The following is a 26,990-nucleotide window of genomic DNA, read 5'->3' on the forward strand; positions in this document are numbered from 1 at the left end:
GACGGCGCCTCCGCCGGCCCGGTGCCCGGCGGCGGTGCCCGCCCGGGCCGGGAGCAGCGACCGGCCACCGGCGCCCTGCCCCGGCTGGGATCGTCCAACGGGACCCCTGCCGCCACCGGTCAGCAGCGGGCCGTCCGCGGTGCCGAGTCCACGGTCACCGGGTCCACGCCGTTGACGAAGACGAGCGAGGACTCCTCGATGTTCACGGGATCGATCACCGCGATCGAGCGCAACCGGGAGTTCGCCGGCCCGGGCGAGCAGGCCTACCAGGAACGCAAGGAGAAGGCGGCCCAGGCAGACGGTGGCCCGGACGACGAGTCCGGCAACCCGGACTCCGGGCGGGACCCGGCCGCCGAGGGCGAGCGGCGGGCCCGGCCGGACGTCAGCCTCGACGGGGACTGAGCGCCCCCTGCCCGTGGGCGGGGCCGCACGGCCGTGCCCACGGGCAGGGCGGTACCCGGGGGCCCCGTGCGGGCCTCAGCGACGGGGGGCCCGGCCGGCGCCGGCGCCCTCCTCCGGGACCGGCGGGGGACCGGGGAGGTCCTTCGGCTCCTCGGCCGCGGTGACGTCCCGCGGGGGCTCGTCCCGGTGCACGCCGGAGGGTTTGTCCGGGGACTCCTTGACGCACAGCACGGGCTGGTCGAGTTCCTGCAGCAGCGCGTCGGCCACGGATCCCATCAGGACCCGCCCGAACGTGCCGCGGCGGCGCATGCCGATCACCACGAGCGAGGGCTGGACCTCGGTGGCCAGGTCCTTGATCTCGTCCACCGTGGAGCGGCCGCGCGCGTACTGGCGGAACTCGGCGCGCAGCCCGGAGGCGTCGAGGATCCGCTGCAGCTCCACCTGCTCGATCTCCGTCACCGCGGCCTCGTGCCTGTGCTCGGGGACGGCGTTGACCACGAGCAGGTCCTCGTGGGAGATCCGGGCGATCCGGATCGCCTCGGTCAGGGCGGCCTTCGACTCGTGGCTGCCGGTGTAGCCCACCAGGATGGTCATGCGCTCCCCGTTCCCCTTCGGCGGTCGACCGCGCCCTACGCGCCGGTCTTGCGTGACTTGGCCTCGGAGCGGCTGAACCGCTCCAGGACGGCGTCCGGGCTGAACCGGGCCGCCGTCATGAGGGAACGATACCGCCGCGAGGGCACGCAGACGCTGCGGCCGTCCGCGGCGGCGGTGAGGCCCTCGCGGACCACGTCGTCCGCATCCATCCAGGCCCACCGGGGCCGCTTGGAGGTGTCGATCCCGGCCCGCTGGTGGAACTCGGTCCGCACCAGCCCCGGGCAGAGCGCCGTGACGGTGACGCCCGAGGACTTGTAGCGGGTGTTGGCCCACCGGCTGAAGGCCACGGTCCAGGACTTCGCGGCCCCGTAACTGCCGTCGGGGATCAGCCCCGCCACGGAGGAGACGTTGATGATCCGGCCGCCGCCCCGGGCGAGGAAGGACTGGATGGCCGCGTGGGAGAGCAGCATGGGGGCCTCCACCAGCAGCCGCAGCATGGCCACCTCGTCCTCGGCCTCGCTCTCGTGGAACTCGGTGGAGAGCCCGGCGCCAGCGTTGTTCACCAGCATCGTGACCGGCTGTTCGCGGGCCCGGATCCGGGCGACGACCACGTCCACGCCCTCCCGGGTGGCCAGGTCCACGGTCAGCGTCTCCACGGAGACGCCGTACTGCGCCTCCAGCCCCTGGGCCTTGCCGACCAGGGCGATCGGGTCCCGGCCCGTGATCACGAGGTTCTGGCCCTGGCCGGCCAGCTGACGGGCGAACTCGGCGCCCAGTCCCGCGGTGGCCCCGGTCACGAGGGCCGTCGCAGCGTTCTTCCGGTCGGGGTTCATGAGCGGGACCTCCCAGTCCTGCCGGGTCTCGAGTTCGTCAAGCTGCTCTGCCACGTTTACCGCCTTGTGATGACTCGTCGTCAGCACCCGCATTCCTGCGGGCGCCGGAGGCACCGCACCCTCCGTCACCCATGGTATTGGTCACGTTCGCCCGCACCGCCGCGACATCGCGGCGTGGCAGGTCACGGTATGGACACTGTCAGGTTCAGGCTTCCTGCCCCAGGTACGTCAGGTGGGCGGCCATGGTCATCGCGGCGACCGAGCGGACCGTGCCGGTCACCTCGGGATACACGGCGGCGGCCAGGCGCTCGGCGAGCGCGTCGAAGGCGGTGCGCTGCGGATCGTCCCCGACGCCCCGGCCCGAGGACCCCGGGACCAGTCCCGCCCCCGGGCCCCGGCGCACGGTGTCCCGGTCGGCGGCGTCCAGCTGGCCGAGCAGCTCGCGGACCTGGTCCAGGCGGGCGTGCCGGTGATCCCGGTACTGGGCACCCACCTGGGCGATCGAGGCCAGTGCCGGGCCGTGGGCGGGCAGTACCGTGGCGTCGCCCAGCGCGATGAGCAGCTCCAGGCTGCGCAGGTAGTCGGCCAGCGTCCCGTCCGGGTGGTCGATCATGGTCGTGCCCCGGCCCAGGACCGTGTCTCCCGTCAGCACGGAACCGGATGCACCGTCGTCGGGTAGGGCGAAGGAATAGGAGTCCGAGGTGTGCCCGGGGGTGTGCCAGGCGGTGATCACGACGCCGGCGGCCGGGATGCGCTCGCCGTGCGCCAGGGGTGCCGCCCCCCGCGACCACGCGGGGGACCCGCCCCGGACCGGTGCGCCGGTGCGCTCGGCGAACAGCCCGACCGCCCCGGTGTGGTCCTCGTGGTGGTGGGTCACCAGGATCAGTTCCACGCGACGGTCGCCGGCGGCGGCCAGCACCGCCTCGAGGTGGTTCGCGGACCCCGCGCCGGGACCGGGGTCCACCACCACCACGGACTCCGCGTCCGGAGCGCCGATGAGGTAGGTGTTGGTCCCCTCCAGGGTCATGCCCGAGGGGTTGTCGGCGAGGACCGCGGAGGTCAGGTGGGAGTCCGGGACGGGAGAGGCCATAGGCTCAGTGTATGGACCAGTCACAGGACCGCCAGAGCCAGCACCAGGGAGGCCGTCAGGGCAGCTACGTGCTGTCCGGGCAGGAGTTCACCCGGGACACGCACTATATCCAGGACCGGATCGTCGCGGACCCGACCGCGATCACGGCCTCCCCGCGGGTGGAGACGGACAAGGTGGGGCACGTGGCCGGCGGGCTGACCGCCGACGCCCAGGCCTGGCCCGTGGAGGCCGGGCGCTACCGGCTCGTCGCGGCGCGGGCCTGCCCGTGGGCCAATCGGACGATCATCGTGCGGCGGTTGCTGGGCCTGGAGGACGCCATCTCCCTCGGCACCCCCGGCCCCACCCATGACGAGCGGTCCTGGACCTTCGACCTGGACCCGGACGGTCGGGATCCGGTGCTGGGCACCGAACGGCTGCAGGAGAACTACTTCACGCGCTTCCCGGACTACCCCCGCGGGATCACGGTGCCGGCCATCGTGGACATCCCCACCGGTGCGGTGGTGACCAACGACTACCCGCAGATCACCCTCGACTTCTCCACGCAGTGGACCGCGTACCACCGGGACGGGGCTCCGGACCTGTTGCCCGAGGGGTCCCTGGACGAGATGCACGAGGTCATGACCCGCATCTTCACCGAGGTCAACAACGGGGTGTACCGGTGCGGGTTCGCCGGCTCGCAGGAGGCCTACGACTCCGCCTACGACCGGTTGTGGACCGCGCTGGACTGGCTGGAGGAGCGGCTGACGTCCCGGCGGTACCTGATGGGGGACACCATCACGGAGGCGGACGTCCGGCTGTTCACCACCCTGGTGCGGTTCGATCCGGTCTATCACGGCCACTTCAAGTGCAACCGCAACAAGCTGGACCAGATGCCGGCCCTGTGGGGTTACGCCCGGGACCTGTTCCAGACCCCCGGCTTCGGGGACACGATCGACTTCGACCAGATCAAGAGCCACTACTACGAGGTGCACCGGGACATCAACCCCACCGGGATCGTGCCGAAGGGGCCGGAGCTGTCCGGCTGGCTGGGCGAGCACCGACGCGAGGAGCTCGGCGGTTCCCCGTTCGGCGACGGCACCGCCCCGGGGCCGGTCCGCGAGGACGAGCGCGTCACGCCCGGTCACAACCCGTTGTACCCGGCCTGAGGTCCCGTGTACCCGGCCTGAGGTCCCGGCCCGCGGGGGTTGGGTCTCAGGCCGACGGTCCGGTCGTTCAGGTGCCGGACCACAGGGGGGAGGTGCGCCGGAGGTTCTCCAGCACCGCCTCGCGCACGGAGTGCAGGTGCCTCCGCATGGCCCGGTCGGCCGCGGTGCCGTCGCCCGCGGCGATGGCCTCGATGATGGCCTCGTGCTCGGCGAGTTCGTGGGGGTGCGCCATCTGGGCCTGCAGCCCCGGCAGGACGTGATGGGCGCGCGCCATGTCGTCCAGCACCCTCTCGAGGGCGGCAGCGAGCCGGGCGTTGCGCGCTTCCCCGGCCACGGCCAGGTGGAAGTCCCGGGCCGCGCCCATGGCCTCCAGGGGGTCTCCTCCGGAGAGCCCGCGCTGGCGGTCCAGGGCCGACCGGAGCGTGGGGACGGTGTGTGCGGTGGCCTGCCGGGCCGCCTCCGCCGCGGCGTGCGGTTCCAGCAGCATCCGCAGGTCCAGGACCTCGCCGAGGTCCTGGGGGGACATGGTCTGGACCAGGTATCCCTTCTTGGGCAGCACGGTCACCAGTCCCTCCGCGGCGAGGATGTGCAGGGCCTCCCGGACGGGGGTCTTGGACAGGCCGAACCGCTCGGCCAGCCGGGGCTCCACCAGGACCTCGCCGGGAGCGAGCTCTCCGGTCAGGATCATCCGCCGCAGGTCGGCCAGCAGGCGGGGGCCCTTGGGGGCGGACGCCGCGCGCGGCCCGGGGCGGGGCGGGGCCGGGAGGGTCCGGACGCGGGGTCGGCGGTCCTGACGGCGGCGTGCGGGGATCCTCGGTCACGAAGGCGACCCTACCAAGCGTGCTAGAAATATACTTCATGGATTCCACCACCCTCCCGGTTGCCTCCGAGCGGATGGCCCCGGGCGCCCGCCGTGCCCTGTTCGCCGCCGTCACCGGCACGCTGATCGAGTGGTACGACTACGCCCTCTACGGGGCGGCGGCCGGACTGGTCATCGCCCCGCTGTTCTTCGAGGGCGCGACGTCCGGAGCGACCCTCGCGGCGTTCGCCACCTTCGCCGTCGGCTTCCTCGCGCGTCCGCTGGGGGGCGTGATGGTGGGCCACCTGGGGGACCGCTACGGCCGCCGACCGGCCCTGCTGCTGACCATCGTGGTGATGGGTGCGGCCACCGTGGGGATCGGCCTGCTGCCCACGGCCGCGGCCATCGGCGTCCTGGCCCCGGTCCTGCTGGTGGTGCTGCGCCTGCTCCAGGGCATGGGCGCCGGTGCCGAACTGGCCGGGGCGACCACCCTGGTGGCGGAGTTCGCCCCGCCGCACCGGCGGGGGCTGCTGACCTCCCTCGTGCTCTCGATGCCGCCCGCGGGGATCGCCCTGGCCACGGGCGCGTTCCTCTGGGCCTCGACGGCCGGTGACGAGGCCCTGCTGGAGTGGGCCTGGCGGCTGCCGTTCCTGGCCTCGGCCGTGCTGTTCGCCCTGGCGGTCTTCATCCGGCGCCGGCTGGAGGAGACCCCCGAGTACGTCCAGGCGCAGGAGCGGGCCGCCGACCACGGGGAACGGGACCGGGTGCCCGTGCTGGAGCTGTTCCACCGGCACCGCCGGGCCGTCCTGCTGGGGTTCCTGGGCGTGACGGGGCACAACGCCCTGAACTACACGATGGCCGTGTACGCCCTGTCCCTGATGACCTCCCCGGAGGTCGGTCTCGACCGGTCCGCGGCCCTGACCGCCGTCACCCTCGGCTCCCTCGCCGGCGTGGTGGCCACGCCGTTCGGCGGCCTGGCCGCCGACCGCTTCGGCCCGCGCGTCGTGCTGGCCGCGGGATCGGCGGCCGGTGCGCTCTACGTCTTCCCCCTGCTGGGGGCCCTGTCGAGCGGGAACGCGGTGCTCGCCGCCGTGGCGATCGCGCTCGGCTACGTCCTGGTCATCGCGTTCACCTCGGGGGCGCAGGGCGCCTACCTGGCCAGCCTGTTCCCGCCGCGCGAGCGCTTCAGCGGGATCGCGGTGGCGCGGGAGGCCAACGGCGCGCTCGTGGCCGGCACCACCCCGCTCGTGGTCACCGGTCTCGTGGCCTCCCTCGGAGGACTGTGGGCGGGCGGGGCCTACGTGGCGCTGTGCTGCCTGCTCTCGGCAGTCGCCGTCTTCCTGGCCCCGAACGTCGAGAGGCACTGACCGCCGCCGGCCGGCCCCGTCCCGCTCCTGCCGTCGCCTGACCCATCCCGCGACCCGTCCCGCGCCCCCTGCCCGCGATTCCGCCCCGAGCCCCTGCCGCTCCCTGATCCCGAAAGGACCTCCCGTGTCCGCACTGAAACGCCGACTGCCCCAACCCTCCGAGCTGTTGCCGCTGATGAGGTTCAGCGCGCCGGGCCTGGGCCGTCGGGCCCACCGGCTGCGCGGGGCCGCCGATGTCGCCGACCTGCGGACCATCGCGCGGCGGCGCACCCCCCGTCCGGCCTTCGACTACGTGGACGGGGCGGCCGGGAACGAGCTCACGGCCCGCCGCACCCGCGAGGCCTTCGAATCGACGGAACTGCTGCCCCGGATCCTCCACGGCACGGCCGAGGCGGACCTGTCCACGACCATCGCGGGCGGGCCCTCCGCCCTCCCGTTCGGGATCGCCCCGACCGGGTTCACCCGGTTCATGCACGCCGAGGGCGAGGACGCCGGTGCCGCCGCCGCGGCCCGGGCGGGGATCCCCTTCACCCTGTCCACCATGGGGACCCGTTCCGTCGAGCAGGTGGCCCGGGTCGCACCGGGCGGGCGGCGGTGGTTCCAGCTCTACCTGTGGCGGGACCGTGAGAAGTCCCGGGGGCTGCTGGAGCGGGCGTGGGCCCACGGCTACGACACGCTGCTGGTCACGGTGGACACCCCGGTGGCCGGCCAGCGGCTCCGGGACGTGCGCAACGGCATGACGATCCCGCCGCGGCTGTCCGCACGCACCGTGCTCGACGCGTCCTACCGTCCGGAGTGGTGGTTCAACTTCCTGAGCACCGACCCCCTGACGTTCGCCTCCCTCAGCGGCACCACGCACGACCTGCCGACCCTGATCAACTCCATGTTCGACCCGACCCTCTCCGTGGCCGACCTGGAGTGGGTGCGGGAGAACTGGCCGGGCCGGCTCGTGGTGAAGGGCGTGCTGACCGCACAGGACACCCGGCTCGCCCTGGACGCCGGGGCGGACGGGCTGGTCGTGTCCAACCACGGTGGCCGCCAGCTCGACCGCGCACCGGTGTCCCTGAAGGCCCTGGGGGAGGTGCGCGCCGAGGCCGGTGCCGACGTCGAGATCATCCTCGACTCCGGCATCCTCTCCGGTGCGGACATCATCTCCGCCCTGGCCCTCGGCGCCGACTTCACCCTGATCGGGCGCGCCTACCTGTACGGCCTGATGGCCGGGGGCCGGGAGGGCGTGACCCGTGCGATCGAGTTGCTCGCCGCCGAGGTGCGCACGGCCATGCAACTCATGGGCTGCGCCACCATCGCCGACGTCAAGGCCTCCGGCCAGGTCCGCGCCCCCTGGCTGTGACGTAGTCGTCAGCGCCCGGCCTCTGGAGACGGTCCGCGTCCATGGCCAGACTGGGGTCATGAGCGAATCGCGACAGGCCCGGGGCGGCACCGGGACGGGAGCACCCGGCCATCCGGGGCGCCATGAACCCCACGGTGACGGCGAGTCCCTGGCGCAGCGCCTGAACTGGCTGCGGGCCGGGGTGCTCGGTGCCAACGACGGCATCGTGTCCGTGGCCGCCACGGTGGTGGGCGTGGCGGCCGCCACCACCGCCGATGCCCCGGTGCTGATCGCCGGGGTGGCGGCCGTGGCCGGTGGTGCGATCTCCATGGCGCTGGGCGAGTACGTCTCCGTCTCCTCGTCCTCGGACAGCCAGACCGCGCTCATCCAGAAGGAGCGCCGCGAGCTCGCCGAGGACCCGGAGGGGGAACTCGAGGAACTGGTGGAGATCTACCGGGGCCAGGGCCTGTCGGCACCGACCGCCCGGCGCGTGGCCGAGGAGTTCACCGCCCAGGACCCGATCCGCGCGCACCTGCGGGCCGAACTCAACCTCTCCGAGGACGAGGTGCTCAGCCCCTGGCGGGCGGCCGGTGCCTCGTTCCTGGCCTTCCTCATCGGCGCGCTGCTGCCCTTCCTCACGATCGTGCTCGCTCCCACGGGCCTCCGGATCCCGCTGACCTTCGCCGTGACCCTGGTCGCGCTCGCCCTGACCGGCGCCGCCGGCGCCTGGCTCGGCGGGGCGCCCGTCCTGAGGCCGACGGTGCGGGTCGTCGTCGGGGGCGTGCTCGCCCTGGCGGTGACCTTCGCGATCGGTGCTCTGCTGGGCAGCTCCGGCGCCATCTGAGACCTGTGCCGGACCGGTGCCGGCCGCTGCGCCCGCCCGGACCGGTCACCCCGCCGTCCCCGTCCACCCATCCAGCCATCCACCGGCCATCCGGCCCCGACCCCATCCCCGATCAGGAACAGGAGCGGACTCCATGCGCGCAGTCGTGTTCGAGAACTACCAGACCTTCCCCACCCTCACGGACGTCGAGCGGCCGGTCCCCGGCCCCGGCGAGGTCCTGCTCAAGGTGGCGGGCGCGGGTGCCTGCCACTCCGACGTGGCGATCTTCCAGGACTTCGCCGAGGGGGCGCCCGGTGCGCAGAAGCCGTCCTTCATCCTCGGCCACGAGAACTCCGGCTGGATCGAGGAGCTCGGCCCGGGCGTGACGGGACTGACCGTCGGGGACGCCTTCCTCGTCTACGGCCCCGTCGGCTGCCAGCGTTGCCGGGCGTGCTCCCGCGGCCAGGACACGTACTGTGAGAACGCCGCCACCATGCCGTACCTCGGCGTCGGCCTGGGGCGCGACGGCGGCATGGCCGAGTACGTGCGCGTGCCGGCCCGCAACCTGGTCCCGCTGGGCGACGCCGACCCCGTCGCCGCGGCCTCGCTGGCCGATGCCGGCCTGACCCCGTACCACGCCGTCAAGCTGGCCCTGCCGAAGCTCAACGGCGGCGGCAGGTACGCCCTCGTCATCGGGCTGGGCGGCCTGGGACTGCTCGGCGTGCAGATCCTCAAGGCCCTCACCGGGGCCACGATCATCGCCACCGACATGAAGGAGGAGGCGATGGCCGAGGCCGAGCGGCTGGGCGCCCTCACCGTGCCCGGGGGAGCGGGGCAGGTCGAGCGGATCCGCGAGATCACCGGTGGCCGGGGCGTGGACGCCGCGTTCGACTTCGTCGGCGTGAAGCCGACCATCCAGGCCGCCATGTCCTCGATGGCCCGCCAGGGCCGCTGCACCGTCGTCGGGATCGCCGGGCACCCCTACGAGTGGTCCTTCTTCACCGCGCCCTACGAGGTGGAGCTGACCAGCACCTACTGGGGCACCATCGAGGAACTGCACGAGGTCGTGGACATGTTCCGGGCCGGCCAGCTGACGCCGATGTACACCACCTACCCGATGGACCAGGCCCTCGAGGCCTACCGGGCACTGGTGGACGGCCGGGTCTCCGGCCGCGCCGTCGTGGTGCCGCACGCCTGAGACGCTCCCGGAAGCGCCGGCACCACAGACCCGGATTGTTGAACAATCCGGGTCTGTGGTGCATTCTGGAGTGACCACCCGATGAGACGGAGGTCACCACATGGGCACCCTGGACCAGCACGGCGCGCTGCGCATGGACCTGAACAGCGACGTCGGCGAGGCCTTCGGCTCCTACACGATGGGCGATGACGCCGCGATCCTGCGGTCCGTGTCCTCGGCCAACGTGGCCTGCGGCTTCCACGGCGGGGACCCATCGATCATCGCCCAGACCTGCCGGTACGCGGCCGAGGCCGGGGCCACGGTCGGCGCCCACGTGTCCTACCGCGACCTCGCTGGCTTCGGCCGGCGCTTCCTGGACTGCTCGCCCACGGAGCTCGCCGACGACATCCTCTACCAGATCGGTGCGCTCGAGGCGATGGCCCGCTCGGCCGGCACCGTGGTGCGCTACGTCAAGCCCCACGGCGCGCTGTACAACGCGATCGTCCACCACCGCGAGCACGCCCGCGCCGTGGTGGACGCGGTCAAGGGCTTCGGCCAGGACCTGCCCCTGCTCCTGCTGCCCGGTTCCGCGGCCATCGAGATCGCCGAGGCCTCGGGCCTGCGCGTGGTGACCGAGGCCTTCGCCGACCGCGCCTACACCCCCGAGGGCACGCTCGTCTCCCGCCGGGAGCCCGGTGCCGTCCTGCACGACGAGACCGAGGTGGCCCGCCGCATGGTCCGGCTCGCCACCGAGCGCCGGCTCACGGCGATCGACGGCAGCGACCTGCGCATGGAGGCCTCGAGCATCTGCGTCCACTCGGACACCGCCGGGGCCGTGTCCATGGCCGCGGCGGTGCGCTCCGCGCTCGAGGAGGCCGGCGTGCAGGTGGGACCGTTCGCATGATCGACCCGGACACCTCGACCACCGGCCCCGCGACCCCGTCCGGGACGCCGACGACGGCGCCGCGCTCCCTGCGCTGGGCAGGCACCCGGGCGTTCCTCATCGAGTGCGCCTCGCTGGCCGACGTCGTGGCCCTGCACGCACACCTGACGGCCGCGCCCCTGCCGGGCCAGGTGGAGGCGGTGGCGGCCGCCGAGACCGTGACGCTGTCCTTCACCCACCGGGCCGCGGCCGTGGCCGGCGCCCGCGCCGTGCAGTCGCTGACGATCACCGACCGGGCCGGGCAGTCCGGCCGCACCGTGGACATCGACGTGGTCTACGACGGCGAGGACCTCGCCGAGGTCGGGCAGCTGACCGGCCTCGGAGCGGACGGCGTCGTGCGGGTGCACACCCAGACCCTGTGGACCGGGGCGTTCGGGGGCTTCGCACCCGGCTTCACCTACCTCGTGGCCGAGGACGACCCCCTCCAGGTACCCCGACGCTCCACCCCGCGCACGAGCGTCCCCGCGGGTTCGGTGGCCATCGCCGGACACTTCTCCGCCGTCTACCCGCGCAGTTCCCCGGGAGGCTGGCAACTGCTCGGCCACACCGACGCGAGGATGTGGGACCTGGAACGGCCCTCCCCGGCACTCGTGCGCCCGGGGGACCGGGTGCGCTACCGGGCGGTGCGCGAACTCCTCCGCATCACCCGTGCCCCCGAGCCGGCACCCGAACCGACGACGGCCCCGGAGCCCGGCACCGGCGCAGCGGAGGCCGCCGGCGGCACGGCCACGTCACCGGCGGGCGCCCCGCTGCAGGCCGCGGCGCCCGCCCTGGTCGTCGAGGCGCCCGGACTGCAGTCCCTGGTCCAGGACCTGGGACGCCCCGGACTGGGCGACCTGGGCGTGTCCGCCGCCGGTGCCGCGGACACCGCCTCCGCCCGGCAGGCCAACCGGCTGGTCGGCAACCCCCTGGGAGAGGCCGTGATCGAGGCCCTGCTCGGCGGGCTGAGCGTGCGGGCCCGCGGGTCCGTGGTGCTCGCGCTGGCCGGGGCCGACACCCCGGCCCGGATCACGGCCGCCCCGGGCGGCGGCGCCGACGACCGGCCCGCTGCGCCGCGTACCCCGTTCGCCCTGCACGACGGTGAGATCCTCACCCTGGACGAACCCACCGCGGGGCTGCGCACCTACCTGGCAGTGCGCGGCGGACTGGACGTGCCGGCCGTGCTGGACAGCCGCTCCACGGACACCATGTCCGGAATCGGTCCCGAACCGCTGGCCCCCGGCACCGAACTGCCGGTGCGCGGCGATCGCGGTTTCGCCGCCGTCGGGACGGCCGAGCCCGCGCTGCGCCGGCTGCCGCGGTCCGGTGAGGTGACCACCCTGCGCGTGGTGCCCGGACCCCGGCAGGACTGGTTCGGCGCCGCCGGACTGGAGGCGCTGGGCGGCCAGGACTGGGCCGTGAGCAGTCAGTCCAACCGGATCGGGGTGCGCCTGGAGGCGCCCGCCGACGGCGTCCCGCTGGTGCGGGTCCGCGAGGGCGAGCTGTCCAGCGAGGGCGCCGTGGCCGGAGCCCTGCAGGTCCCGCCGTCCGGGCTGCCCGTGCTGTTCCTGGCCGACCACCCGGTGACGGGCGGGTACCCGGTGATCGGCGTCGTCGTGCCGGAGGACCTGCCCCTGGCCGCGCAGCTGCCGCCCGGGGCGGGCGTCCGCTTCGAGCTGGTCACCCCGCTGACCCTCGTCCCGGCCGTGCACCTGGACGCCGCGACGTCCCCGGAACGCGGCACCGCGGATCCCGGCGCGGATCCCGTCGAGCACCCAGCGAACCCCCCTCGAGAGGACTGATCCATGAACACGCTGACGAAGGTCCTGATCGCCAACCGCGGAGAGATCGCCGTGCGCGTTGCCCGCGCCTGCCGCGACGCGCAACTGGCCTCCGTGGCCGTCTACTCGGACCCGGACGCGGACGCTATGCACGTGCGCACCGCCGACGAGGCCTACGCCCTGCACGGGGCCAGCGCCGCCGAGATCTACCTGGACATGGACAAGTTGCTGGACGTGGCCCGTCGCTCCGGGGCGGACGCCGTCCACCCCGGGTACGGCTTCCTGTCCGAGAACGCGGACTTCGCCCAGGCCGTGATCGACGCCGGACTGACCTGGATCGGCCCCCCGCCGCAGGCGATCCACGAGCTGGGCAACAAGGTCTCGGCCCGCCAGATCGCCGTGGCCGCCGGCGCCCCGCTCGTCCCCGGCACCGACGGTCCCGCCGCCGACGCGGCCGAGGTGCGGGCCTTCGCGGAGGAGCACGGCCTGCCGGTGGCCATCAAGGCGGCGTTCGGCGGTGGTGGCCGGGGGATGAAGATCGTGCGGCAGATGGAGGACATCGAGCACGCCTTCGACTCGGCGGTCCGCGAGGCCGTCACCGCCTTCGGCCGGGGTGAGTGCTTCGTGGAACGCTTCCTGGACCGCCCGCGGCACGTCGAGGCGCAGGTGCTGGCAGACACCCACGGCAACGTCGTGGTGGTCGGCACCCGCGACTGCTCCCTGCAGCGCCGCAACCAGAAGCTCGTGGAGGAGGCCCCCGCCCCGTTCCTCACGGACGACCAGCGCGAGCGCATCCACTCCTCCGCCAAGGAGATCTGCCGCCGCGCCGGGTACACCGGGGCCGGGACCGTGGAGTACCTCGTGGCCCCAGACGGACTGATCTCCTTCCTCGAGGTCAACACGCGCCTGCAGGTGGAGCACCCCGTCACCGAGGAGACCACCGGCGTGGACCTGGTCCGGGAGCAGTTCCGGATCGCCGCCGGCGAACCGCTGGACCTCACCGAGGACCCGGCCCCGCGCGGGCACGCGATCGAGTTCCGCCTCAACGCCGAGGACCCGGCCCTGGGCTTCCTGCCCTCACCCGGACCGGTCGAGGTGTTCGAGGCGCCCACGGGGGCGGGCATCCGCGTGGACACGGGCGTGCGCTCGGGATCGGTCGTGCCGGGGGAGTACGACTCCATGCTGGGCAAGCTCATCGTCTGGGGCGAGGACCGGCAGCAGGCCATCCGCCGCGCCCGCGCCGCCCTGGACGAGCTCGTCATCCGCGGCCTGCCGACCGTGGTGCCGTTCCACCAGGAGGTCCTGCGCCAGGACGCGTTCACCGACCCGGAGCGGCTGGGGGTCTACACGACCTGGATCGAGACCGAGTTCACCGCCGACCTGGAGGCCTCGCCCTACCTGGCGGCCGCGGCCCCGGGCGCCGAGCGCACCGAACTGACCGTGACCCTCGACGGCAAGGCCGTCCGGCTGGGCCTGCCGGCAGACCTGGTGCGCGCACTGCGCAGCGGCGGGGGCGGGGCCGGCGTCGGATCCGGTGCGGCGGACGGTGCCGGTGCCGAGGAGGCCATCGACGGCGCCGTGGCCTCGCCGATGAACGGTTCGCTGGTCAAGTGGCTGGCCGAGGACGGCGAGTCCGTGGCCGCAGGGCAGGGCCTGGTGGTGCTGGAGGCCATGAAGATGGAGACCACCGTCTCCGCCCTCCACGCCGGCACGTTCTCCCGGGCGGACCTGCACCCGGCCGACCGGGTCAGCAAGGGGCAGGAACTGGGGCGGCTGGCATGAACCCCGTCACGGACACCGCCGTCCACGCCCACACCGGGGCCTGGGTGGCCCAGGTGCTGCGCCGGCGCATCTCCGCCGGTGACCTGAGGCCCGGTGCCAAGCTGGCCGAACAGGCCCTGTCCGAGGAACTGGAGGTCTCACGGAACACCCTGCGGGAGGCCTTCGCCGCGCTCGCCGCCGAGTCGATCGTGCAGCGGGTGCCGAACCGGGGCGTCTTCGTGGCCTCGCCGGACGCCGACGCCATCCGGGACGTCTACCAGGTGCGCCGCATGCTCGAACCGGCCGCCCTGCTGTGGGGTGAGCTCACCGAGGAGCGGCAGGATGAGCTGCGCGGGATCCGGGCGGCGATCACCGGGGCCCTGGAGTCCGGTGACGCCGACGCGATGGCGGGCGCGAACCAGCGGTTGCACGACGCGATCGTCGCGATGTCCGGTTCCCCGACGCTGAGCACGGTGATGGACCGGACCCTGGCCCGCATGCGGCTGGTGTTCCACGGCATGGCGAACCCCTCCGGCTTCCACGCCCCCTATGCGGAGCGCAACCTCCGATTGGTGGACCTCGTCCTGGCCGGGCGCCGGGAGGAGGCCGCCCAGGCGCTGCGCGGGTACCTGGACGCCGCCGAACGCGAGCTGCTGGAGCACCTCGGGCACTGAGCGAGCCGTCGGCCGTGTCCCTGGCCGGCGGGAAGCCGGCCGGCGGCGGAAGATCCCTTCGCGGCGTTGTGGTCAGCTCGGGAACCCAGGTCAGGCCCACCGGGCCGGCCCAGCAGGGCCGTGGTGGTATTCACTAGTCTGAAGGAGCCACACGACCGGCCCGAAGGAGGCACCCATCGACTGTGCACGCGGTGTCGGTATCGCTCTGTGCGGCGCGACAGGTCTGGCCCTGGGCGTCGGTCTCGGGGCGATCGGGGCCGTTCGCCGGAATCGGCCCATCCATTCCGTCGGCACGGTCGTCCCCGGCACCCTCGTCATCGAGGCCCCTGGTGCCACCGGTTCCGCGCTCTTCGACACCGCGGGGCAAACACCCCTGATCGCCCGCCTGTCCCGGTCCGCGTCCTGGCCCGTGGCGCTGCCCGACGTCATCGGTCTGGCGCTGCGGATCCCCGGGGGCGGACCCAGTGGGAGGCCGGCAGACCTGCTGTTCGCCTCCACCGGCACCGGCCGGTTCACCCGGTACGTCCTGCGGCTCCACACCGCCGCGGCAACCGGTCCATTGACCACCATGTTCCCCCTGACTGGAACCCAGGGGAACATCGTCTTCCGCCTGGACCCCGAACAGGGCCACCACTATCGGCTGTCCTACTCCCGGAGCTCAGGCCCATGGCGGGGACTGGGCCGAGTATCGCTAGAGTCACCTCCCGAGCCGATCCAGCGCTCGAGCCACCCTGCCGGACCCGACGACCCCGAGCTGAGATTCCGGCCCGTCGCACACCGGCCGACCGGACTCACGGTGCCGGCGTGGCTACGTACAGCCCGCGCCCCCGCCTACAGCATCGCCCGCTTGGTCTGGCACGCCTGACTCAGGACCTGGACGTACCTCCGGGAACCTTTCACGGAGTCATTCGATACTCGAGGTACAGGGATGGCTGGGCCCTCGCGTGGACGTGATCGCAACATGGCGGTCTTCCGTGATCGCTTGGTGGCGGTTACGGCCATGGGCTCAGACGTCTCGTTCAGGGATCATTCACCGGTGCCATCGATCAGCACGGGGAAGCGGGCTCGTGCCCTTCGCGTTAGCCTGGGCCCGGTCAATCACGAGAGGACTGCTCATGGCACACCACGCATCCGGTGGGTTCACGGATATCGAATTGGCGGCGATCAAGGAACGGGCCGCCGAACTGCGCGCCGAGAAGGGCGGCAAGAAGGCTGCGGTCGCGTTGGAGGACCTGCTGGAGAGCATTCAGGCCATGCCGGACGACCAGCGGGTCATCGCCGAACGCATCCATGTCATCGTCTCCGAGGTCGCGCCGGGCCTGCAGCCGAAGACCTGGTACGGACAGCCGGCCTGGGCGAACGCCGAGGGCAAGGTCGTGGTGTTCTTCCACTCTGCCGCCAAGTACGGCACCCGGTACAACAGCCTGGGGTTCGAGGAGGCATCTCACCTCGACGACGGAGTCATGTGGCCGACGTCGTACGCGATCACCGGCCCCCTCGGCCCCGCCGAAGAAGAGCAGATCGCCCACCTCGTCAGGAAGGCAACCGGCACCGCGGGCTCCACCCCCGACGTGTAGGGCCTCCTGCTGTGCTCGATGGACTCGCGAACCCGGCCATCGGATGCCCCGGAAGGGGATCCACTTGCGGCACACGACCGAGGTCCATGCGACGCTCCGGCAAGCGAATGCCGTACAGAGACGGCTACCGTGGCCACATGGGCCTGCAAGAGTTGATGGAACTGGAGCATCAGGGCTGGCAAGCGCTGTGCAATGGCACCGGAGCCGACTTCTACGGCCGACTGATGACAGACGACGGTGTCATGGTCCTGGCCCACGGTGAGGTGTTCAGTCGACAGGACGTCGTCGAATCACTCAACGAGGCACCACCATGGCGTTCCTACACCATCGATGAGGAACGACTCATCCCACTCGGAGACTCCGCCGCCGTGCTCGTCTACCGCGGTACCGCCTACCGTGACGACCCAGCACCGGCATTCGTTGCCCTGATGGCAAGCGTGTACGTCCGTCAAGGCGACGGGTGGGCTCTCGCCTCATACCAGCAGACTCCGATCCCAAGCTGAACACCACACCGCTGAGGGATCCCGTTGCGGTGCACACTGTGTGATGATGCTGCGGCGGCGAGACGGCGCAACGGTCTCTACTATCTGGCGTATGGACGTGTGGGCAACGCTGACTTCCGGCATCAAGGCATTCCGGAACCGCGATCCGTGGTGGGATCAGGGACCCGACAGCTGGAGCGCGCAAGATGCACGCGAGCAGGCATACCGCCAGAACTTGGATGGGCTTTCCGCCGGTGGTCCTCCACCCGAGGGGTGGGGGCCAACCGAGGCGGCGTTGGAGCGTCGTGCGGAGTTCGTCGGAGCGGTGAAGTCCGGTCCGTGGGCAGACCACTTCATCGTCCTGGAAGCACTCGACACACCCGTGGCCTCGGGCATCCGAACGCTCTCGACCCAGGGGCGGGCCGCTCGGCCACCCCAACTGCCTGTGTCGGCCCCTGCCCTAGCGTTGGGTTACTGTCGGCAGCACGCCGACCAACCCGTCCCGCCGCAAGACGAATCATGGTTCGACTCCCTTCCCAAGGCGCGGGAGGCCTTCGGGGATGTGGAGATCGAGTGGTTCAGCCTGGTGGAGTCTTATGACTTCTTCGATGAAGACCCGCCCCGCACACCGGACTTCGCCGACGACTGACCTAACTCAACCTTCCGGGCCCGTGCTGCCGGGGCGCTGCGTGGACTAATAACTGATTTCACCACACCGCGGGCCGTCAGACGCCATCCACACGGCCATGACCGCTGAGGGATCTTCGTCTAGGACGGCGCCGGTGATTCGCATGCGACGATGAGTCGCACCGGAACGGGATTGTGGGGGCGAGCATGGGCGCGGACGGCATTTGGCAATGGATCTGCGGCGGTCTTGCTGCGACTGTCCTGATCTCTGGCCTGGCCCAACTCATGCAAGGCCGCCCGCTCGGCTGGGCTGCCGTCATCTCAGCCGTGCTGCTGCTGATCGGCGTTCTGGTGTGGCGTCGATGGCCGACGCGTTACCGCTGGGGCCGCTTCATGCGGGTCTGCGGCGTGTACACCGGATCCATCTGGTTCATCGCCCTGATGTTCGGGGTACTCGGCTGGGGTGGTGAGTTCTCCTGGGCAGTATGGGGTGCAGGCATCGGAGTCGCTACTCTCACAACCTGGGGTGCCGACCCGGGCGCCCGGTCAGCAGGCGGCGGAACAGGCGCCGCGACCGGCCAGGAACCGGCCAGGAAGGGAACGGAGTCCTGAGCGTCGCACTAGACGATGGTCGGGCGGCACTCGACCAAATAGTTGCCGCGCGGCTCCGGTCCAACGCCGTCTTCGTCGGTGGCCACCCACATAACGGGGCCCCTGTCTATGGTCTTCACGTCAGGTCACCCCCTGACCAGACACGGTGTTAGGTTGACGGCATGGCCTACGACGCCCTGACCGAGAGCCTCAGACTTATCGAGTCGGGTGAGGTCCCACCCGTGGTGAGTCGCTTGAGTCGGCGTCGTCGGCATGCAGCCATTGCGGTGGACCTGGCCGGTGATATTGCGGTCACGGTGTTTGTGCGCAGAAGTGTGGGGTGCAACGTGGAAGAGACCCACGTACTCGCTCGCCACGGCGGTGAATGGTATCTGCTGGGTGGGGGCGGAGGTCCCGCAGCTGATGACGCGCTCGAGGACCGACCTGACGAGCTCTCCCAGGAGCCCTTCGGATTGCCCGGCGTGAATCCTCGGGTAGTGGCTCTCGAAGGTTCTGGTGGATGCCGGGATGCCCGCGCGAGGAATCTGTGGCGGCCATACGGCCGGTGGATCAACTACAGCACGATCAGGGTGAACGCGGACGTGGCCCGGGTGACCATTGGCGATCGCCAGATCGCAGTTCCGTGGCACGGTCGAGTCGTCATTGCCTGGCCGGGACGCCGCCCTCAGGAAGTCGTGCTTCTCGACTACGCTGGCGCGAGTCTCGGGCGAACCAAGCTACAGCCCTCACTGTGAACAGGACCATCCAGAACCGGGAAGACTCGGAAGTTGTCCGAGACAGACCCGATCGCCGATCCTCCACTGACGCGGTGTGGGCGCGTCCGGCGCAGCTCTGCGGGGGTGGAGTTCCGACATTGAGCGCCCGGCGCACTCACGTCCTGAGACTGCCGGAGCGAACACCCTGAGAGTCACAACCAACCGTCATGGTTGAATCGGCGAAGTTAGGAAGTCAGTCGGTGCAATGTGTCGTCCCAAAGCATTCCGGCAGTCCGACCAGAGCGTTGCAGATACGAGGGAGGGCATGCTCTGGGCGGTCGGAATCTTCTGCGCCGTCTGGACGACGCGCTACCTGACCTCGCTCAGGTCCCGACTGCTTGTGATCGTTCTCGCCGTGTTCCTTCCGGTGTTGGGCACCGTTGCGGTCATCGTCAGTTTTGCCGTGCTCGTATGGTGCAAGCGACGACTGGCCCTGTCGAAGTCCCCCCGCCGGTAATCGTTTCCACGGTGTCGCGAGACCGGCTACTAGAGGAGGGGCCAGCCTTGGCAGGGGATCCTCTTGTGTTAAGAGTCGTTCCAGTCACGTACTTGTGCGGCGAGCTCGCGGATCGGTGGACGCATGCCCCGGCATTCCATCGCCCAGGCGTCGGTCAGGTTCGGCAGTCCCATCATCGGTGTGTAGTCCTTGCTGTCCACGATCAGGCACCCCAAGAACAACCGCTCCAGTTCTGGCAGGCCGGACAAGAAGTCCAAGGAGTCGATGTGCGCGATGCGGATCGAGTTGAAGTCTCCGCCCAGGGACAAGTCTCGGAGGGCGGTCATGGTGCCTAGGGGACTCATGTCGTGGGCGTCACGCAGCCCGTGTAATTCCAGGGTGCGAAGGGATGGGTGAGCGGCCAGGGGCGCCACGCTCTTGACGGCCGGCATGCCCTGGAACTTCAGGGTGTGCAGCCGGGGCATGTTGGCGATGGGTGCCAGGTCGTTGTAGTCACCCCACTTGACCTCCAGGTACTCCAGCTGGCTCTGGTGGGCCAGGGTTTCGAAGAGGCGTCGCGGCGTGCGCGTGACGAACTCCAAGCTGGTGAACGGCTGGGGTCCGCTGGTGAAGAACTCCATCCACTCGGCAACAAGTTTGCGGGCCTGCGTGGCTGTTAGGTGATCATTCTGGGTGGCGGCCACGCGGATGCTCTGCTGGCCCTGATAGTCCGTAGGGCGCTCAAGATCATCCGGCCCAGCCCAATAGTTCATGGGCCCCATCATGTCCTAGCTGCATCGCCGAACCACCTATCGGAATGCATCTGGAGACTCCCACGGTGGTGAGCCCGGTGCCTGGATGCGCCCGACCTCCGCAAGGCAACCCCTCTGCTTGGCGGTCCTGATGAAGATTCCCTTAGGGGGTCGGATCGTTAGGTCTTGCAGAACTCGTGATGGAAGGCGCTGGGTGACAGGGTCGAGCGCTGCTCGATCCTCGAGCCCAGCCACTCGGGGCTTGGCCGAGCCAACCTTTTTGGAGGTGCGCCATGGGCGCACTGCTTATTGGATATGCCCGTTGCTCAACCGAGCAGCAAGACCTCACCGCCCAACGCGATGCCTTGCTCGCCCTGGGCGTTGAGCCCGAACGGGTCTACGTTGACCACGGTCTGACCGGCACGAACCGGGAACGACCCGGATTGCGCGAGGCGCTGGCCGCCGGTCGTGCCGGTGACACTCTGGTGGTGACAAAGCTCGATCGTCTGGCCAGGTCTGTGCCCGATGCCCGGGCGATCGCCGACGAGCTGACGGCCCGGCAGGTCAGCCTGTCGCTGGGTGGGTCGGTCTATGACCCCACCGACGCCATCGGGCGACTGCTGTTCAACGTCCTGGCCATGGTCGCGGAGTTTGAATCCGACCTGATCCGGCTGCGCACCCGCGAGGGGATGAAGGTCGCCCGGGCCAAGGGGCGTCTACGGGGCAAGCAACCGAAGCTGAACCGTCGCCAAGAGGCCCACCTGGTCTCGCTGGTTCACAGTGGCCAGTACAGCATCCTCGAGGTCGGTGAACTCTTCGGAGTCGGCCGCTCGACGGTCTATCGCGCCATCGAACGACAGCGGATCGCGGCTGGGGCTGGGGCTGGGGAAGCGGCACCGCGACGGTGAGACATGGTTGGCGCCAGCATCCAACGCCCCACAATCACGCTGGACACTGGCGCCACGCCACTCGGGGGCCCCAATAGCGCATGCGGCCGCTGCGCGGCAGGAACCAGACTGGGACTAGGGCAGCAGCTCCCAGTATTGCCTCCTGGCGGACATGGCATGAATCACCATCCGCTCCCCACTTTCAAAGACCAGTACAACGGTCTCAGGCAATCGAGCCTGGGTGTCAAAGCCGAGCCGTAACTCACGATGCGGCCAGTCGTCTTCTTCAATGGATTCGATCCACTGGCACCAATCGGCCGCCTGGACTGCATCCTCGGGGAAGTACTCCGTGCTTCAGGGCGCTGGCATGGACATTCACGCTGCGAAGTCAGTCAGGGCGCGGCGGATCGCCTCCGAGCGTGACAGGTGCTCTCGTCCGGCCACTTCATCCAGGGCCGCAATCTCCTCGGCGGACCGGTGAGGGTTCGGTTTGCGGGACGTCAGCCGGCGCAGCCCCGCCCGCATCGTCCGGGAGCGGAAGCCGCCACTGAGCATCGACAGAACACCGCCATCTACCGGCAGAAGCCACAGGTAGAACGTGAAGGAAGGTGTCTATCGTGGGTCTACAGAGCGGTTTGTTTCCGTGCCGGCTCCTCTGACTTCGCGCGTCGAGGAGGGCTCGTCTCTGGCCAACCTGGCCATCTTGGCCGAGCCGAAGTCGGAGTAGTCGGATGGTTTGGGCTGGCCCCATACGACCAGGAGCTTGAGCGGGACGTCACCGGTATTGCGTAGGTCGTGCTGAGTTCCCACCTTGGCCAATACCGCGTCGCCGGCCTGCACCATATATTCCTTGCCGTCGATGGTCATGTGCCCCGTTCCCGCAGTGACGACGTAGACCTCCTCCAGGGGCATGTCGGAGCTGCCATGGGAATGCATGCCTTCGAAACCTCCGGGCGGCAACTCCCACGACTGCACGGCAACCGGCATCTCGGACTGACCGTAGAAGTGCCACTGCATCTGTAGTGGCGGGCCGTCATGCAAGCTGTACGGAAACGCGTGGTCTCCGGCTCGTTCCAGCATCGTTGGTTTCCTTAATTGATCGGGGATACTCATGACACGTCACACCAGTGTGCAGTGCGTCCTTCGCGCCCGTCTGCGCGCGGTAGCTGGAATGACCGGTTACGTCGGAAGCACGTGCCTCCGAGTCAGACTCAACGATGCCGAGTTGATCGAACCGGCTGGGGATCCTCGACCGAGACAATGGGTGGTTGACCATGGTCGTGGCGTGGATGCGTGTGCCAGGCTCGCGGCCTGCCGGAACGGACCCTGGTGGCTGGTGGCCGCCGAGAATGGTGCCAGTCCGTCTTCGAGGAAAGGAATGCGGTTGAGCGAGAACCGTCCTTCTGCACTGCAATCCGAGGCGTTCATCCTGCTCCCGCACACGGTGCAGGACCTGGAGGACCTCGTCTCCCACCCGGAGCGGTACCTGGTGAGCCTGGATGTCGAACCCCAACGGGCCGCCGCACTGTGGCGAGAACGCCTGAAAAGGCATCCCTATGGCAGCGAGGGACTGCTGCGCCTGACCTACCGCGGACGAGACCTCATCGGCCCGGCGTTGTGGGATGAGGTCTCCGGGGTGTGGTTCGCCCTGGTCGACTGCGTCCAGGCCTACCTGGAGACCGGTCGTGGCTTGACCTCGTTCCCCGGCCAACCGGTGGACGTGGAGTTACGGCGCGTCGCAGCGGGAGCACTGTTCGGCGTCAACGGCGACCGAGTCCTGGTGGACCCGACCGAGTTCATCCCCGGCCTGCTCGATGAGGCCGAGCGATACTCCCGCTGGGTCGAAGAACATATCGGCACCCTGGACGCGCCCACGGCCCAACAGACCGGTGCCCTTCGGCAGGCTCTGGATGACCACACCCGCTGAACCGGCGCCCGGCGTAAGTCCCCGTCCGCGTAGGATCGCGCCCAAACAGAGGTCCTTCTTCGGGCACTTCTGACAAGTGAACCGGGTGCCGATTGAGCCCAGACGGCCTCGGCTGCCAACGCCCGGTGACAGGATCCTCAGTCGGTCCGGATGAAGCACCAGGCGTTCTCGAAAGCGCCGGCGTCCAGGTCGGACTGGCGCATCCACACCTCCAGGCTGCCGGCGTCCCCGAACCAGCCCTCCAGCACGGTCCAGCCCTCGATCTCCAGGATGAGCCGGTACTCGTCACCGGCGGTGAGCGGCAGGACCTCGGGCAGGACATCCAGGGTGGCGGCGCGGTGGCCCCGGGAGCTGTACCCGTAGGCGTGGGTGGTGGGAATCGCGTAGTCCCCGCCGATGCCGCGCTGGGTCATCCACGCCCGCCGCAGGGTCTCGATGAGTACCTCGAGCCGGTCGAAATCGCCGGCGGTCTGGGGGGAGATGTCCAGGGGCGAGGGCAAGGCGAAGCTGGAGAACGGTAAGGCCAGCTGGCAGACCTGGCTCGGGGTGTTTCCAGGCCCGGGGGGCTCGACCAAGGCGGGTCGCGCGCCCGTCGGATCATAGGACTGACCGCCCCTCGGGTACGCGGGATCGCCGGTCACGATGACGGCCCAGGCGCCTCGGGCCCGGTCACCGGGGTCGTACCCGAAGGTCCGCAGATCGTGGAAGACCTGCAGGACGCCTGTCCGGGGCAGCCCTTCCTGGAGCTGTGCTACCGGCCAGGTCATCTTCCCGGCACGGTCGATGGCCCCGTCCAGCCCGGCCAGGTCCATAGTCACCACGTGCGTCAGGGGCGTGCCGTCTGCCGCACACGGCCAGGCACCCACGTCCACGGCCGGCCCACCGAACCAGCAGACCTGCGCTCCAGTCGGCCAGACCTCGCGCAGCTCCTCCTCTCCAGGTTCGAAGCTATGTTCGCTGAAGGCCGGCGAGTAGCGCAGGTCGCCCTGCCACTGCGCCCCGCCCTGCTCCTGGAGCCAGTCGAGCGCGGCCGGATAGGTGCCGTGGATGGGCGGGAAGGACTCGAGTGAGAGGACCAAGCTAGCTCCTGAGGTCTTGGCTGGCGGCGAGGGTTGCGACACTACGTGCCGCCAGCCGCTGACCTGTCAGGTAGGTAACCAGACTTTCACGCCGGAATAGTGCAGAAGACGGCGACCGGTCTGATGGCCGGTTTTCGCAACGTCCTCGAGGCACCAGCACGAATGGTCCAGGGACCGCCTACCTCCCGCTACAGGCTGCGTCCGGCGCGCAAGTGACAGCCGGACGGAACCACCGACACGTTCCCGCCGTCACGTCCCTGAGAGGATCCCCTGCGGCGCTGCATCGGCGTCCCCCGCCGACCGTGAAGACCACTGCCGGAATCCGTGTCATCGTCTACTGAGACGACTACCGCTTCCGGGCGGCCCGCTCGATGCCGTCGGGGAACAATGGGGGAACCGGAATGCCGCTCTAAGTGCAGGGTGATCAACAATCGTCCAGTCGTCCTGCGCCCGAATTCGTCCCGGTGCCGGTGAGCCAACCCGAAAGGACCCTGTTCATGTCGATCCCCGATGACTCGAACCGCGTGGTCCTGCAAGGAAGCTTGAATGACTCAGCCCTGTGGGTCGAGTTGGGCTGGGAGGGCCAGGATGAGGACGCCCCGTTCACCCTGCCTGACGGCCGGGATCTCTACCGGGTCATCGAGGACGGTCCGTTCGCCTCGATCGCCGACCGGGTGTGGTTGGAGGTTTCCAACCCGGGGACCACGGGAGACGTCCTGTGGACCACCGGCATGGCCTTCACCGTCGTGTCTGGCCGGTTCCTGGAGGCCTTGCCCGCGGCCGGTGCGAGGAACGTGGAGGCCTTCCCCCTGACGATCCGTCGGAAGCGCGCCGCCGACGTGGAGGGTTATCACCTCGTGGTGGTCCACGGTGAGGACCCGAACCTTCCGGTGCGGGGGTTCCCGAACGGACGACGCTCCACGCCGTGGCTCGACGTCCACGTCGATGTGCTGGCCGAGCTGCGCCGTCGGGGCATCGACGGTTTCGAGGTGGAGGACGCCCGGGAGCTGTCCGAGGGGCTGGCGGCCGAAGCCGACGACGGCAGTGATCCGGTCAACCGGGACGACCGGCTCTGGGAGGCTTATGTGGAGGAACCCGCGGCCGGGGCTGCGGTGTTGCGGCTGCGCGTCGAGGACGGGAACCTGTCCGGGCAGTTCCAGGTCCCGGCCGGGCGTCTGTCGTCGTCACCACAGGGGTCCAGGCTCCGGGAAGACCCGGACGGGTGCTGGTCCGCTCTCGCCACCGACGGGTCGGTGGTTTACACGCTTTCCCGGCCGATCGCCGTCGATGCCTCCGGTACACCGGTCGCCTCTTGGTGGTACGAGGACGGAAACCGGATCCACCTGAACGTGGACCACCTGCCCGGTGTCCACACCTACCCGGTGACCGTCGAGGCCACCTTGCGTTGATCTGACCACATCCGCGACCGTCGGCACCGGTTTCAAGTCCAGACCCGCAGGGGGATCCCTAGACGGACTCGGCTGAAGCGAACGTCAGATAGCTCTGCGATTCACCAACCACCGGCCGCGATGTGGGCGCTCAGAGCGGGGACTTCCAGCTGGTGCGCCCTCGGAAGTGCCATCGAGTGCCGTCCATATCGATCGTCAGGGTGGGGAGGAGCCGGCGCCGGAACAACGTGGGGCGATAGGTCACCTGGCCCTCCCCCTGAAGATAGGCGCGGATGATTCGGGCCAGATCACCGATCTCCACCTCCTTCTCGGCTTCGTCGTCGTCGTAGTCGAAGCTGATGGTGCCGACCTCGAAATCCAAGAGGTGAGCCTCGAACCACTCGTAACTGGCACACAGCGCCGCGTTGCGTTCCTGGCCGTCACCGCTACCACGGGCCCTCAAGCGCACGCAGTGCACATGGGGTGCTTCCCGCTCATCGTCTTCCCACTCAACCTCGGTCTCACCGAAGACCTCAACGACGACCCGATGCAGGACTGCTTGGATGTCGATGGTCATGGGGCCAGTCTGGCAGCAGCATCGAATCCTGCCCCCTCCAGCCAAGGCCCCACTGGCTGGGTCAAACCTCGATGAGGGTTGGCACCGACGACTCGGCGCGAACGGGATCGACCACGGAGGAGACTTAGTCGAATGGAACGACCACAAATGGGCCCCCCCTACTCCTGCTCAAGCTCGACTTCTCGCGGAGCTCGCCGTAGTTGCAGATGGCTATGCCGCAGTCCTTAGCCAGCAGTTCACGGGCTGCACCACACGCCCCAAAGACTATTGCCAGGAGTGTTTCGAGGTCTCAGTAGCGACCCAGGCGCCGCCGTTGCCGCCAGAGGCAGTGAACCCCTTGGTTTTTGAGACTTCGACGTCCGACCCTGCTCAATTCTGGCCGTTGGTGATGTTGTGGCATGAAGCAGGACATATCGATGACGTCGAGATTTCGGGCCTTGAAGAGCATCCACCAATTGCTTCTCTGAGCATCACCTCCTTGCTACGCGAGAAGGCCGACTGAAGTCCTCAGCTGGCGCCGTGCCGTGCCACCCTGACCAGCACCCCAGCTCACCGATGCTGTGCCACTTGGGGATCCCCAACCGAAACAGATTTAGTGGCTCGGCGCCCGCTCACGCCAGGGGTCGGAGTGCTTCCTCTACTGCAGAGCCGATTTTCGTTATACGATTTGTTCATGGTCAGTGACGAGCAGATCCAGAAGTGGGCAGACGAGGCCGAAACTGGATATGACGTCGAGGAATTGAAGCGCCGCGGACGCGGTCGCCCCGGTCGCGGCGCTGAGCCGATGCAGGTCGTTGCCGTGCGCCTCACCGCGGAGGAGATTGCGGCACTGGATGAAGTAGCCGAGCGAGAGCACCTGTCACGCTCGGAGGCGATCCGCCGCGCCCTGACTGACTTCGCAGCGTGAAGGTCCACGCCAGCGCCCTGAAGCATGGAGTGCTTCCCGAGGACGCGATCCAGGCTGCCGACTGGTGCCAGTGGATCGAACCTCTTGAAGAAGACGACTGGCCGCATCGTGAGTTACGGCTTGGCTTCGATACCCGCGCTCGATTGCTTGAGACCGTTGTGCTGGTCTTCGAAAGTGGCGAACAGATGGTGATCCATGCCATGCCCGCCAGACGCCAATACTGGGACCTACTCCCTTAATCCCCGCCCCGTTCTGGCCGCGATGCGGCCGCATGTGCCGCTGAGGG

29 protein-coding genes and 1 pseudogene are annotated in these 26,990 nt (G+C 69.9%); 21 read left to right on the plus strand and 9 right to left on the minus strand.

The genetic code is table 11. The features are described from left to right. A pseudogene (locus CITRI_RS19740) lies at positions 1-402 on the plus strand (hypothetical protein); the annotation flags it as partial. Positions 403-477: 75 nt separating this feature from the next. On the opposite strand, the gene CITRI_RS18040 reads toward CITRI_RS19740, so the two are convergent. The 3 genes from CITRI_RS18040 to CITRI_RS0114550 all read right to left on the minus strand — a co-directional run bounded on the left by CITRI_RS18040 (position 478) and on the right by CITRI_RS0114550 (position 2,919). After that, positions 478-996 (minus strand): universal stress protein, encoded by a 519-nt coding sequence (locus tag CITRI_RS18040; protein WP_010145648.1) that lies wholly within the window; start codon positions 994-996, stop codon positions 478-480. 35 nt (positions 997-1,031) lie between these two features. Further along, on the minus strand, positions 1,032-1,883 hold the full coding sequence (locus CITRI_RS0114545; RefSeq protein ID WP_010145649.1) for an SDR family oxidoreductase: 852 nt from the start codon (positions 1,881-1,883) through the stop codon (positions 1,032-1,034). Positions 1,884-2,034: 151 nt separating this feature from the next. Next, entirely contained in the window at positions 2,035-2,919 is an 885-nt protein-coding gene (locus CITRI_RS0114550) for an MBL fold metallo-hydrolase (RefSeq protein ID WP_010145650.1), read from the minus strand. Between the two features lie 11 nt (positions 2,920-2,930). Here CITRI_RS0114550 and CITRI_RS0114555 point away from each other — a divergent pair, with 11 nt between their 5' ends. After that, positions 2,931-4,064, plus strand: a complete 1,134-nt coding sequence (locus tag CITRI_RS0114555) for a glutathione S-transferase family protein (protein ID WP_010145651.1) — start codon at positions 2,931-2,933, stop codon at positions 4,062-4,064. A 67-nt stretch (positions 4,065-4,131) separates the two neighbouring features. Here CITRI_RS0114555 and CITRI_RS0114560 read toward each other — a convergent pair whose 3' ends face one another. Continuing rightward, positions 4,132-4,773, minus strand: coding sequence for a GntR family transcriptional regulator (locus CITRI_RS0114560; RefSeq protein WP_029139373.1), 642 nt, complete (start codon positions 4,771-4,773; stop codon positions 4,132-4,134). 149 nt (positions 4,774-4,922) lie between these two features. On the opposite strand from CITRI_RS0114560, the gene CITRI_RS0114565 reads away from it, so the two are divergent. The 13 genes from CITRI_RS0114565 to CITRI_RS0114620 all read left to right on the plus strand — a co-directional run bounded on the left by CITRI_RS0114565 (position 4,923) and on the right by CITRI_RS0114620 (position 17,996). Then, on the plus strand, positions 4,923-6,230 hold the full coding sequence (locus CITRI_RS0114565) for an MFS transporter (protein WP_010145654.1): 1,308 nt from the start codon (positions 4,923-4,925) through the stop codon (positions 6,228-6,230). 133 nt (positions 6,231-6,363) lie between these two features. Further along, complete coding sequence (locus tag CITRI_RS0114570; RefSeq protein WP_040386591.1) at positions 6,364-7,581, plus strand: alpha-hydroxy acid oxidase; 1,218 nt, start codon at positions 6,364-6,366, stop codon at positions 7,579-7,581. 58 nt (positions 7,582-7,639) lie between these two features. Next, complete coding sequence (locus tag CITRI_RS0114575; RefSeq protein WP_010145656.1) at positions 7,640-8,404, plus strand: VIT1/CCC1 transporter family protein; 765 nt, start codon at positions 7,640-7,642, stop codon at positions 8,402-8,404. A gap of 133 nt (positions 8,405-8,537) precedes the next feature. Beyond that, the gene (locus CITRI_RS0114580; RefSeq protein ID WP_010145657.1) at positions 8,538-9,581 is read left to right on the plus strand and encodes an NAD(P)-dependent alcohol dehydrogenase; all 1,044 of its coding nucleotides are present in this window, start codon (positions 8,538-8,540) and stop codon (positions 9,579-9,581) included. Between the two features lie 100 nt (positions 9,582-9,681). Further along, the gene (locus CITRI_RS0114585; RefSeq protein ID WP_010145658.1) at positions 9,682-10,464 is read left to right on the plus strand and encodes a LamB/YcsF family protein; all 783 of its coding nucleotides are present in this window, start codon (positions 9,682-9,684) and stop codon (positions 10,462-10,464) included. Beyond that, complete coding sequence (locus tag CITRI_RS0114590; protein WP_010145659.1) at positions 10,461-12,284, plus strand: urea amidolyase family protein; 1,824 nt, start codon at positions 10,461-10,463, stop codon at positions 12,282-12,284. The genes CITRI_RS0114585 and CITRI_RS0114590 overlap by 4 nt, the downstream gene beginning before the upstream one ends. 3 nt (positions 12,285-12,287) lie before the next feature. Then, a complete protein-coding gene (locus CITRI_RS0114595; RefSeq protein WP_010145661.1) occupies positions 12,288-14,045 on the plus strand; it encodes a biotin carboxylase N-terminal domain-containing protein in 1,758 nt (585 codons plus the stop codon). Next, on the plus strand, positions 14,042-14,698 hold the full coding sequence (locus CITRI_RS0114600) for a GntR family transcriptional regulator (RefSeq protein WP_010145662.1): 657 nt from the start codon (positions 14,042-14,044) through the stop codon (positions 14,696-14,698). Before CITRI_RS0114595 ends, CITRI_RS0114600 begins: the two co-directional genes overlap by 4 nt. A gap of 409 nt (positions 14,699-15,107) precedes the next feature. Next, on the plus strand, positions 15,108-15,563 hold the full coding sequence (locus CITRI_RS19485; RefSeq protein ID WP_141566133.1) for a hypothetical protein: 456 nt from the start codon (positions 15,108-15,110) through the stop codon (positions 15,561-15,563). Positions 15,564-15,813: 250 nt separating this feature from the next. Beyond that, on the plus strand, positions 15,814-16,275 hold the full coding sequence (locus tag CITRI_RS0114605) for a DUF1801 domain-containing protein (protein ID WP_010145663.1): 462 nt from the start codon (positions 15,814-15,816) through the stop codon (positions 16,273-16,275). A 137-nt stretch (positions 16,276-16,412) separates the two neighbouring features. After that, positions 16,413-16,778 (plus strand): nuclear transport factor 2 family protein, encoded by a 366-nt coding sequence (locus CITRI_RS0114610; protein WP_029139374.1) that lies wholly within the window; start codon positions 16,413-16,415, stop codon positions 16,776-16,778. A gap of 91 nt (positions 16,779-16,869) precedes the next feature. Next, positions 16,870-17,406, plus strand: a complete 537-nt coding sequence (locus CITRI_RS19490; protein ID WP_141566134.1) for a hypothetical protein — start codon at positions 16,870-16,872, stop codon at positions 17,404-17,406. A 185-nt stretch (positions 17,407-17,591) separates the two neighbouring features. Continuing rightward, the gene (locus CITRI_RS0114620; RefSeq protein ID WP_141566135.1) at positions 17,592-17,996 is read left to right on the plus strand and encodes a hypothetical protein; all 405 of its coding nucleotides are present in this window, start codon (positions 17,592-17,594) and stop codon (positions 17,994-17,996) included. A gap of 1,280 nt (positions 17,997-19,276) precedes the next feature. Here CITRI_RS0114620 and CITRI_RS0114630 read toward each other — a convergent pair. Then, positions 19,277-19,960, minus strand: coding sequence for a hypothetical protein (locus CITRI_RS0114630; RefSeq protein ID WP_141566136.1), 684 nt, complete (start codon positions 19,958-19,960; stop codon positions 19,277-19,279). A 272-nt stretch (positions 19,961-20,232) separates the two neighbouring features. Between CITRI_RS0114630 and CITRI_RS0114635 the strand changes: the two genes are divergently transcribed. Continuing rightward, a complete protein-coding gene (locus CITRI_RS0114635) occupies positions 20,233-20,847 on the plus strand; it encodes a recombinase family protein (RefSeq protein ID WP_010145670.1) in 615 nt (204 codons plus the stop codon). A gap of 354 nt (positions 20,848-21,201) precedes the next feature. On the opposite strand, the gene CITRI_RS20440 is transcribed toward CITRI_RS0114635, so the two are convergent. Together CITRI_RS20440 and CITRI_RS0114640 are read right to left on the minus strand one after the other, a co-directional pair. Beyond that, positions 21,202-21,381 carry a ribbon-helix-helix protein, CopG family gene (locus CITRI_RS20440; RefSeq protein WP_369732398.1) on the minus strand — a complete coding sequence of 60 codons (180 nt, stop codon included), beginning with the start codon at positions 21,379-21,381 and terminating at the stop codon, positions 21,202-21,204. A 57-nt stretch (positions 21,382-21,438) separates the two neighbouring features. Then, the gene (locus tag CITRI_RS0114640; protein WP_010145671.1) at positions 21,439-21,906 is read right to left on the minus strand and encodes a cupin domain-containing protein; all 468 of its coding nucleotides are present in this window, start codon (positions 21,904-21,906) and stop codon (positions 21,439-21,441) included. 304 nt (positions 21,907-22,210) lie between these two features. On the opposite strand from CITRI_RS0114640, the gene CITRI_RS0114645 reads away from it, so the two are divergent. Beyond that, a complete protein-coding gene (locus CITRI_RS0114645; RefSeq protein WP_141566137.1) occupies positions 22,211-22,753 on the plus strand; it encodes a hypothetical protein in 543 nt (180 codons plus the stop codon). A 137-nt stretch (positions 22,754-22,890) separates the two neighbouring features. On the opposite strand, the gene CITRI_RS0114650 is transcribed toward CITRI_RS0114645, so the two are convergent. Beyond that, positions 22,891-23,832: a DUF1963 domain-containing protein gene (locus CITRI_RS0114650; RefSeq protein ID WP_010145673.1), complete on the minus strand. Its 942-nt coding sequence runs from the start codon at positions 23,830-23,832 to the stop codon at positions 22,891-22,893. 542 nt (positions 23,833-24,374) lie between these two features. On the opposite strand from CITRI_RS0114650, the gene CITRI_RS0114655 reads away from it, so the two are divergent. Then, positions 24,375-25,241 carry a hypothetical protein gene (locus CITRI_RS0114655; protein ID WP_237709084.1) on the plus strand — a complete coding sequence of 289 codons (867 nt, stop codon included), beginning with the start codon at positions 24,375-24,377 and terminating at the stop codon, positions 25,239-25,241. 130 nt (positions 25,242-25,371) lie between these two features. Here the strand turns inward: CITRI_RS0114655 and CITRI_RS0114660 are convergent, their stop codons facing one another. After that, the gene (locus tag CITRI_RS0114660) at positions 25,372-25,797 is read right to left on the minus strand and encodes a hypothetical protein (RefSeq protein ID WP_010145675.1); all 426 of its coding nucleotides are present in this window, start codon (positions 25,795-25,797) and stop codon (positions 25,372-25,374) included. Between CITRI_RS0114660 and CITRI_RS19495 the strand changes: the two genes are divergently transcribed. The 3 genes from CITRI_RS19495 to CITRI_RS0114670 all read left to right on the plus strand — a co-directional run bounded on the left by CITRI_RS19495 (position 25,784) and on the right by CITRI_RS0114670 (position 26,943). Further along, positions 25,784-26,299 (plus strand): hypothetical protein, encoded by a 516-nt coding sequence (locus tag CITRI_RS19495; protein ID WP_141566138.1) that lies wholly within the window; start codon positions 25,784-25,786, stop codon positions 26,297-26,299. The two genes, CITRI_RS0114660 and CITRI_RS19495, sit on opposite strands and share 14 nt — an antisense overlap. A 171-nt stretch (positions 26,300-26,470) precedes the next feature. Beyond that, positions 26,471-26,704 (plus strand): ribbon-helix-helix protein, CopG family, encoded by a 234-nt coding sequence (locus CITRI_RS0114665; RefSeq protein ID WP_029139376.1) that lies wholly within the window; start codon positions 26,471-26,473, stop codon positions 26,702-26,704. Continuing rightward, positions 26,701-26,943 (plus strand): hypothetical protein, encoded by a 243-nt coding sequence (locus tag CITRI_RS0114670; protein ID WP_010145677.1) that lies wholly within the window; start codon positions 26,701-26,703, stop codon positions 26,941-26,943. The genes CITRI_RS0114665 and CITRI_RS0114670 overlap by 4 nt, the downstream gene beginning before the upstream one ends. Positions 26,944-26,990 lie beyond the last annotated feature (47 nt).

Source organism: Citricoccus sp. CH26A (assembly GCF_000224415.1).
In the GTDB taxonomy this organism is placed as follows: Bacteria; Actinomycetota; Actinomycetes; order Actinomycetales; family Micrococcaceae; genus Citricoccus.

Coding starts and splice junctions, on each gene's coding strand:
- CITRI_RS18040 (WP_010145648.1), bottom strand. CDS start 996: ATGACCATCCTGGTGGGCTACACCGGCAGCCACGAGTCGAAGGCCGCC.
- CITRI_RS0114550 (WP_010145650.1), bottom strand. CDS start 2,919: ATGGCCTCTCCCGTCCCGGACTCCCACCTGACCTCCGCGGTCCTCGCC.
- CITRI_RS0114555 (WP_010145651.1), top strand. CDS start 2,931: ATGGACCAGTCACAGGACCGCCAGAGCCAGCACCAGGGAGGCCGTCAG.
- CITRI_RS0114565 (WP_010145654.1), top strand. CDS start 4,923: ATGGATTCCACCACCCTCCCGGTTGCCTCCGAGCGGATGGCCCCGGGC.
- CITRI_RS0114575 (WP_010145656.1), top strand. CDS start 7,640: ATGAGCGAATCGCGACAGGCCCGGGGCGGCACCGGGACGGGAGCACCC.
- CITRI_RS0114580 (WP_010145657.1), top strand. CDS start 8,538: ATGCGCGCAGTCGTGTTCGAGAACTACCAGACCTTCCCCACCCTCACG.
- CITRI_RS0114585 (WP_010145658.1), top strand. CDS start 9,682: ATGGGCACCCTGGACCAGCACGGCGCGCTGCGCATGGACCTGAACAGC.
- CITRI_RS0114590 (WP_010145659.1), top strand. CDS start 10,461: ATGATCGACCCGGACACCTCGACCACCGGCCCCGCGACCCCGTCCGGG.
- CITRI_RS0114595 (WP_010145661.1), top strand. CDS start 12,288: ATGAACACGCTGACGAAGGTCCTGATCGCCAACCGCGGAGAGATCGCC.
- CITRI_RS0114600 (WP_010145662.1), top strand. CDS start 14,042: ATGAACCCCGTCACGGACACCGCCGTCCACGCCCACACCGGGGCCTGG.
- CITRI_RS0114605 (WP_010145663.1), top strand. CDS start 15,814: ATGGCACACCACGCATCCGGTGGGTTCACGGATATCGAATTGGCGGCG.
- CITRI_RS0114610 (WP_029139374.1), top strand. CDS start 16,413: ATGGGCCTGCAAGAGTTGATGGAACTGGAGCATCAGGGCTGGCAAGCG.
- CITRI_RS19490 (WP_141566134.1), top strand. CDS start 16,870: ATGGACGTGTGGGCAACGCTGACTTCCGGCATCAAGGCATTCCGGAAC.
- CITRI_RS0114620 (WP_141566135.1), top strand. CDS start 17,592: ATGGGCGCGGACGGCATTTGGCAATGGATCTGCGGCGGTCTTGCTGCG.
- CITRI_RS0114630 (WP_141566136.1), bottom strand. CDS start 19,960: ATGAACTATTGGGCTGGGCCGGATGATCTTGAGCGCCCTACGGACTAT.
- CITRI_RS0114635 (WP_010145670.1), top strand. CDS start 20,233: ATGGGCGCACTGCTTATTGGATATGCCCGTTGCTCAACCGAGCAGCAA.
- CITRI_RS20440 (WP_369732398.1), bottom strand. CDS start 21,381: ATGCTCAGTGGCGGCTTCCGCTCCCGGACGATGCGGGCGGGGCTGCGC.
- CITRI_RS0114640 (WP_010145671.1), bottom strand. CDS start 21,906: ATGCTGGAACGAGCCGGAGACCACGCGTTTCCGTACAGCTTGCATGAC.
- CITRI_RS19495 (WP_141566138.1), top strand. CDS start 25,784: ATGTCGATGGTCATGGGGCCAGTCTGGCAGCAGCATCGAATCCTGCCC.
- CITRI_RS0114660 (WP_010145675.1), bottom strand. CDS start 25,797: ATGACCATCGACATCCAAGCAGTCCTGCATCGGGTCGTCGTTGAGGTC.
- CITRI_RS0114665 (WP_029139376.1), top strand. CDS start 26,471: ATGGTCAGTGACGAGCAGATCCAGAAGTGGGCAGACGAGGCCGAAACT.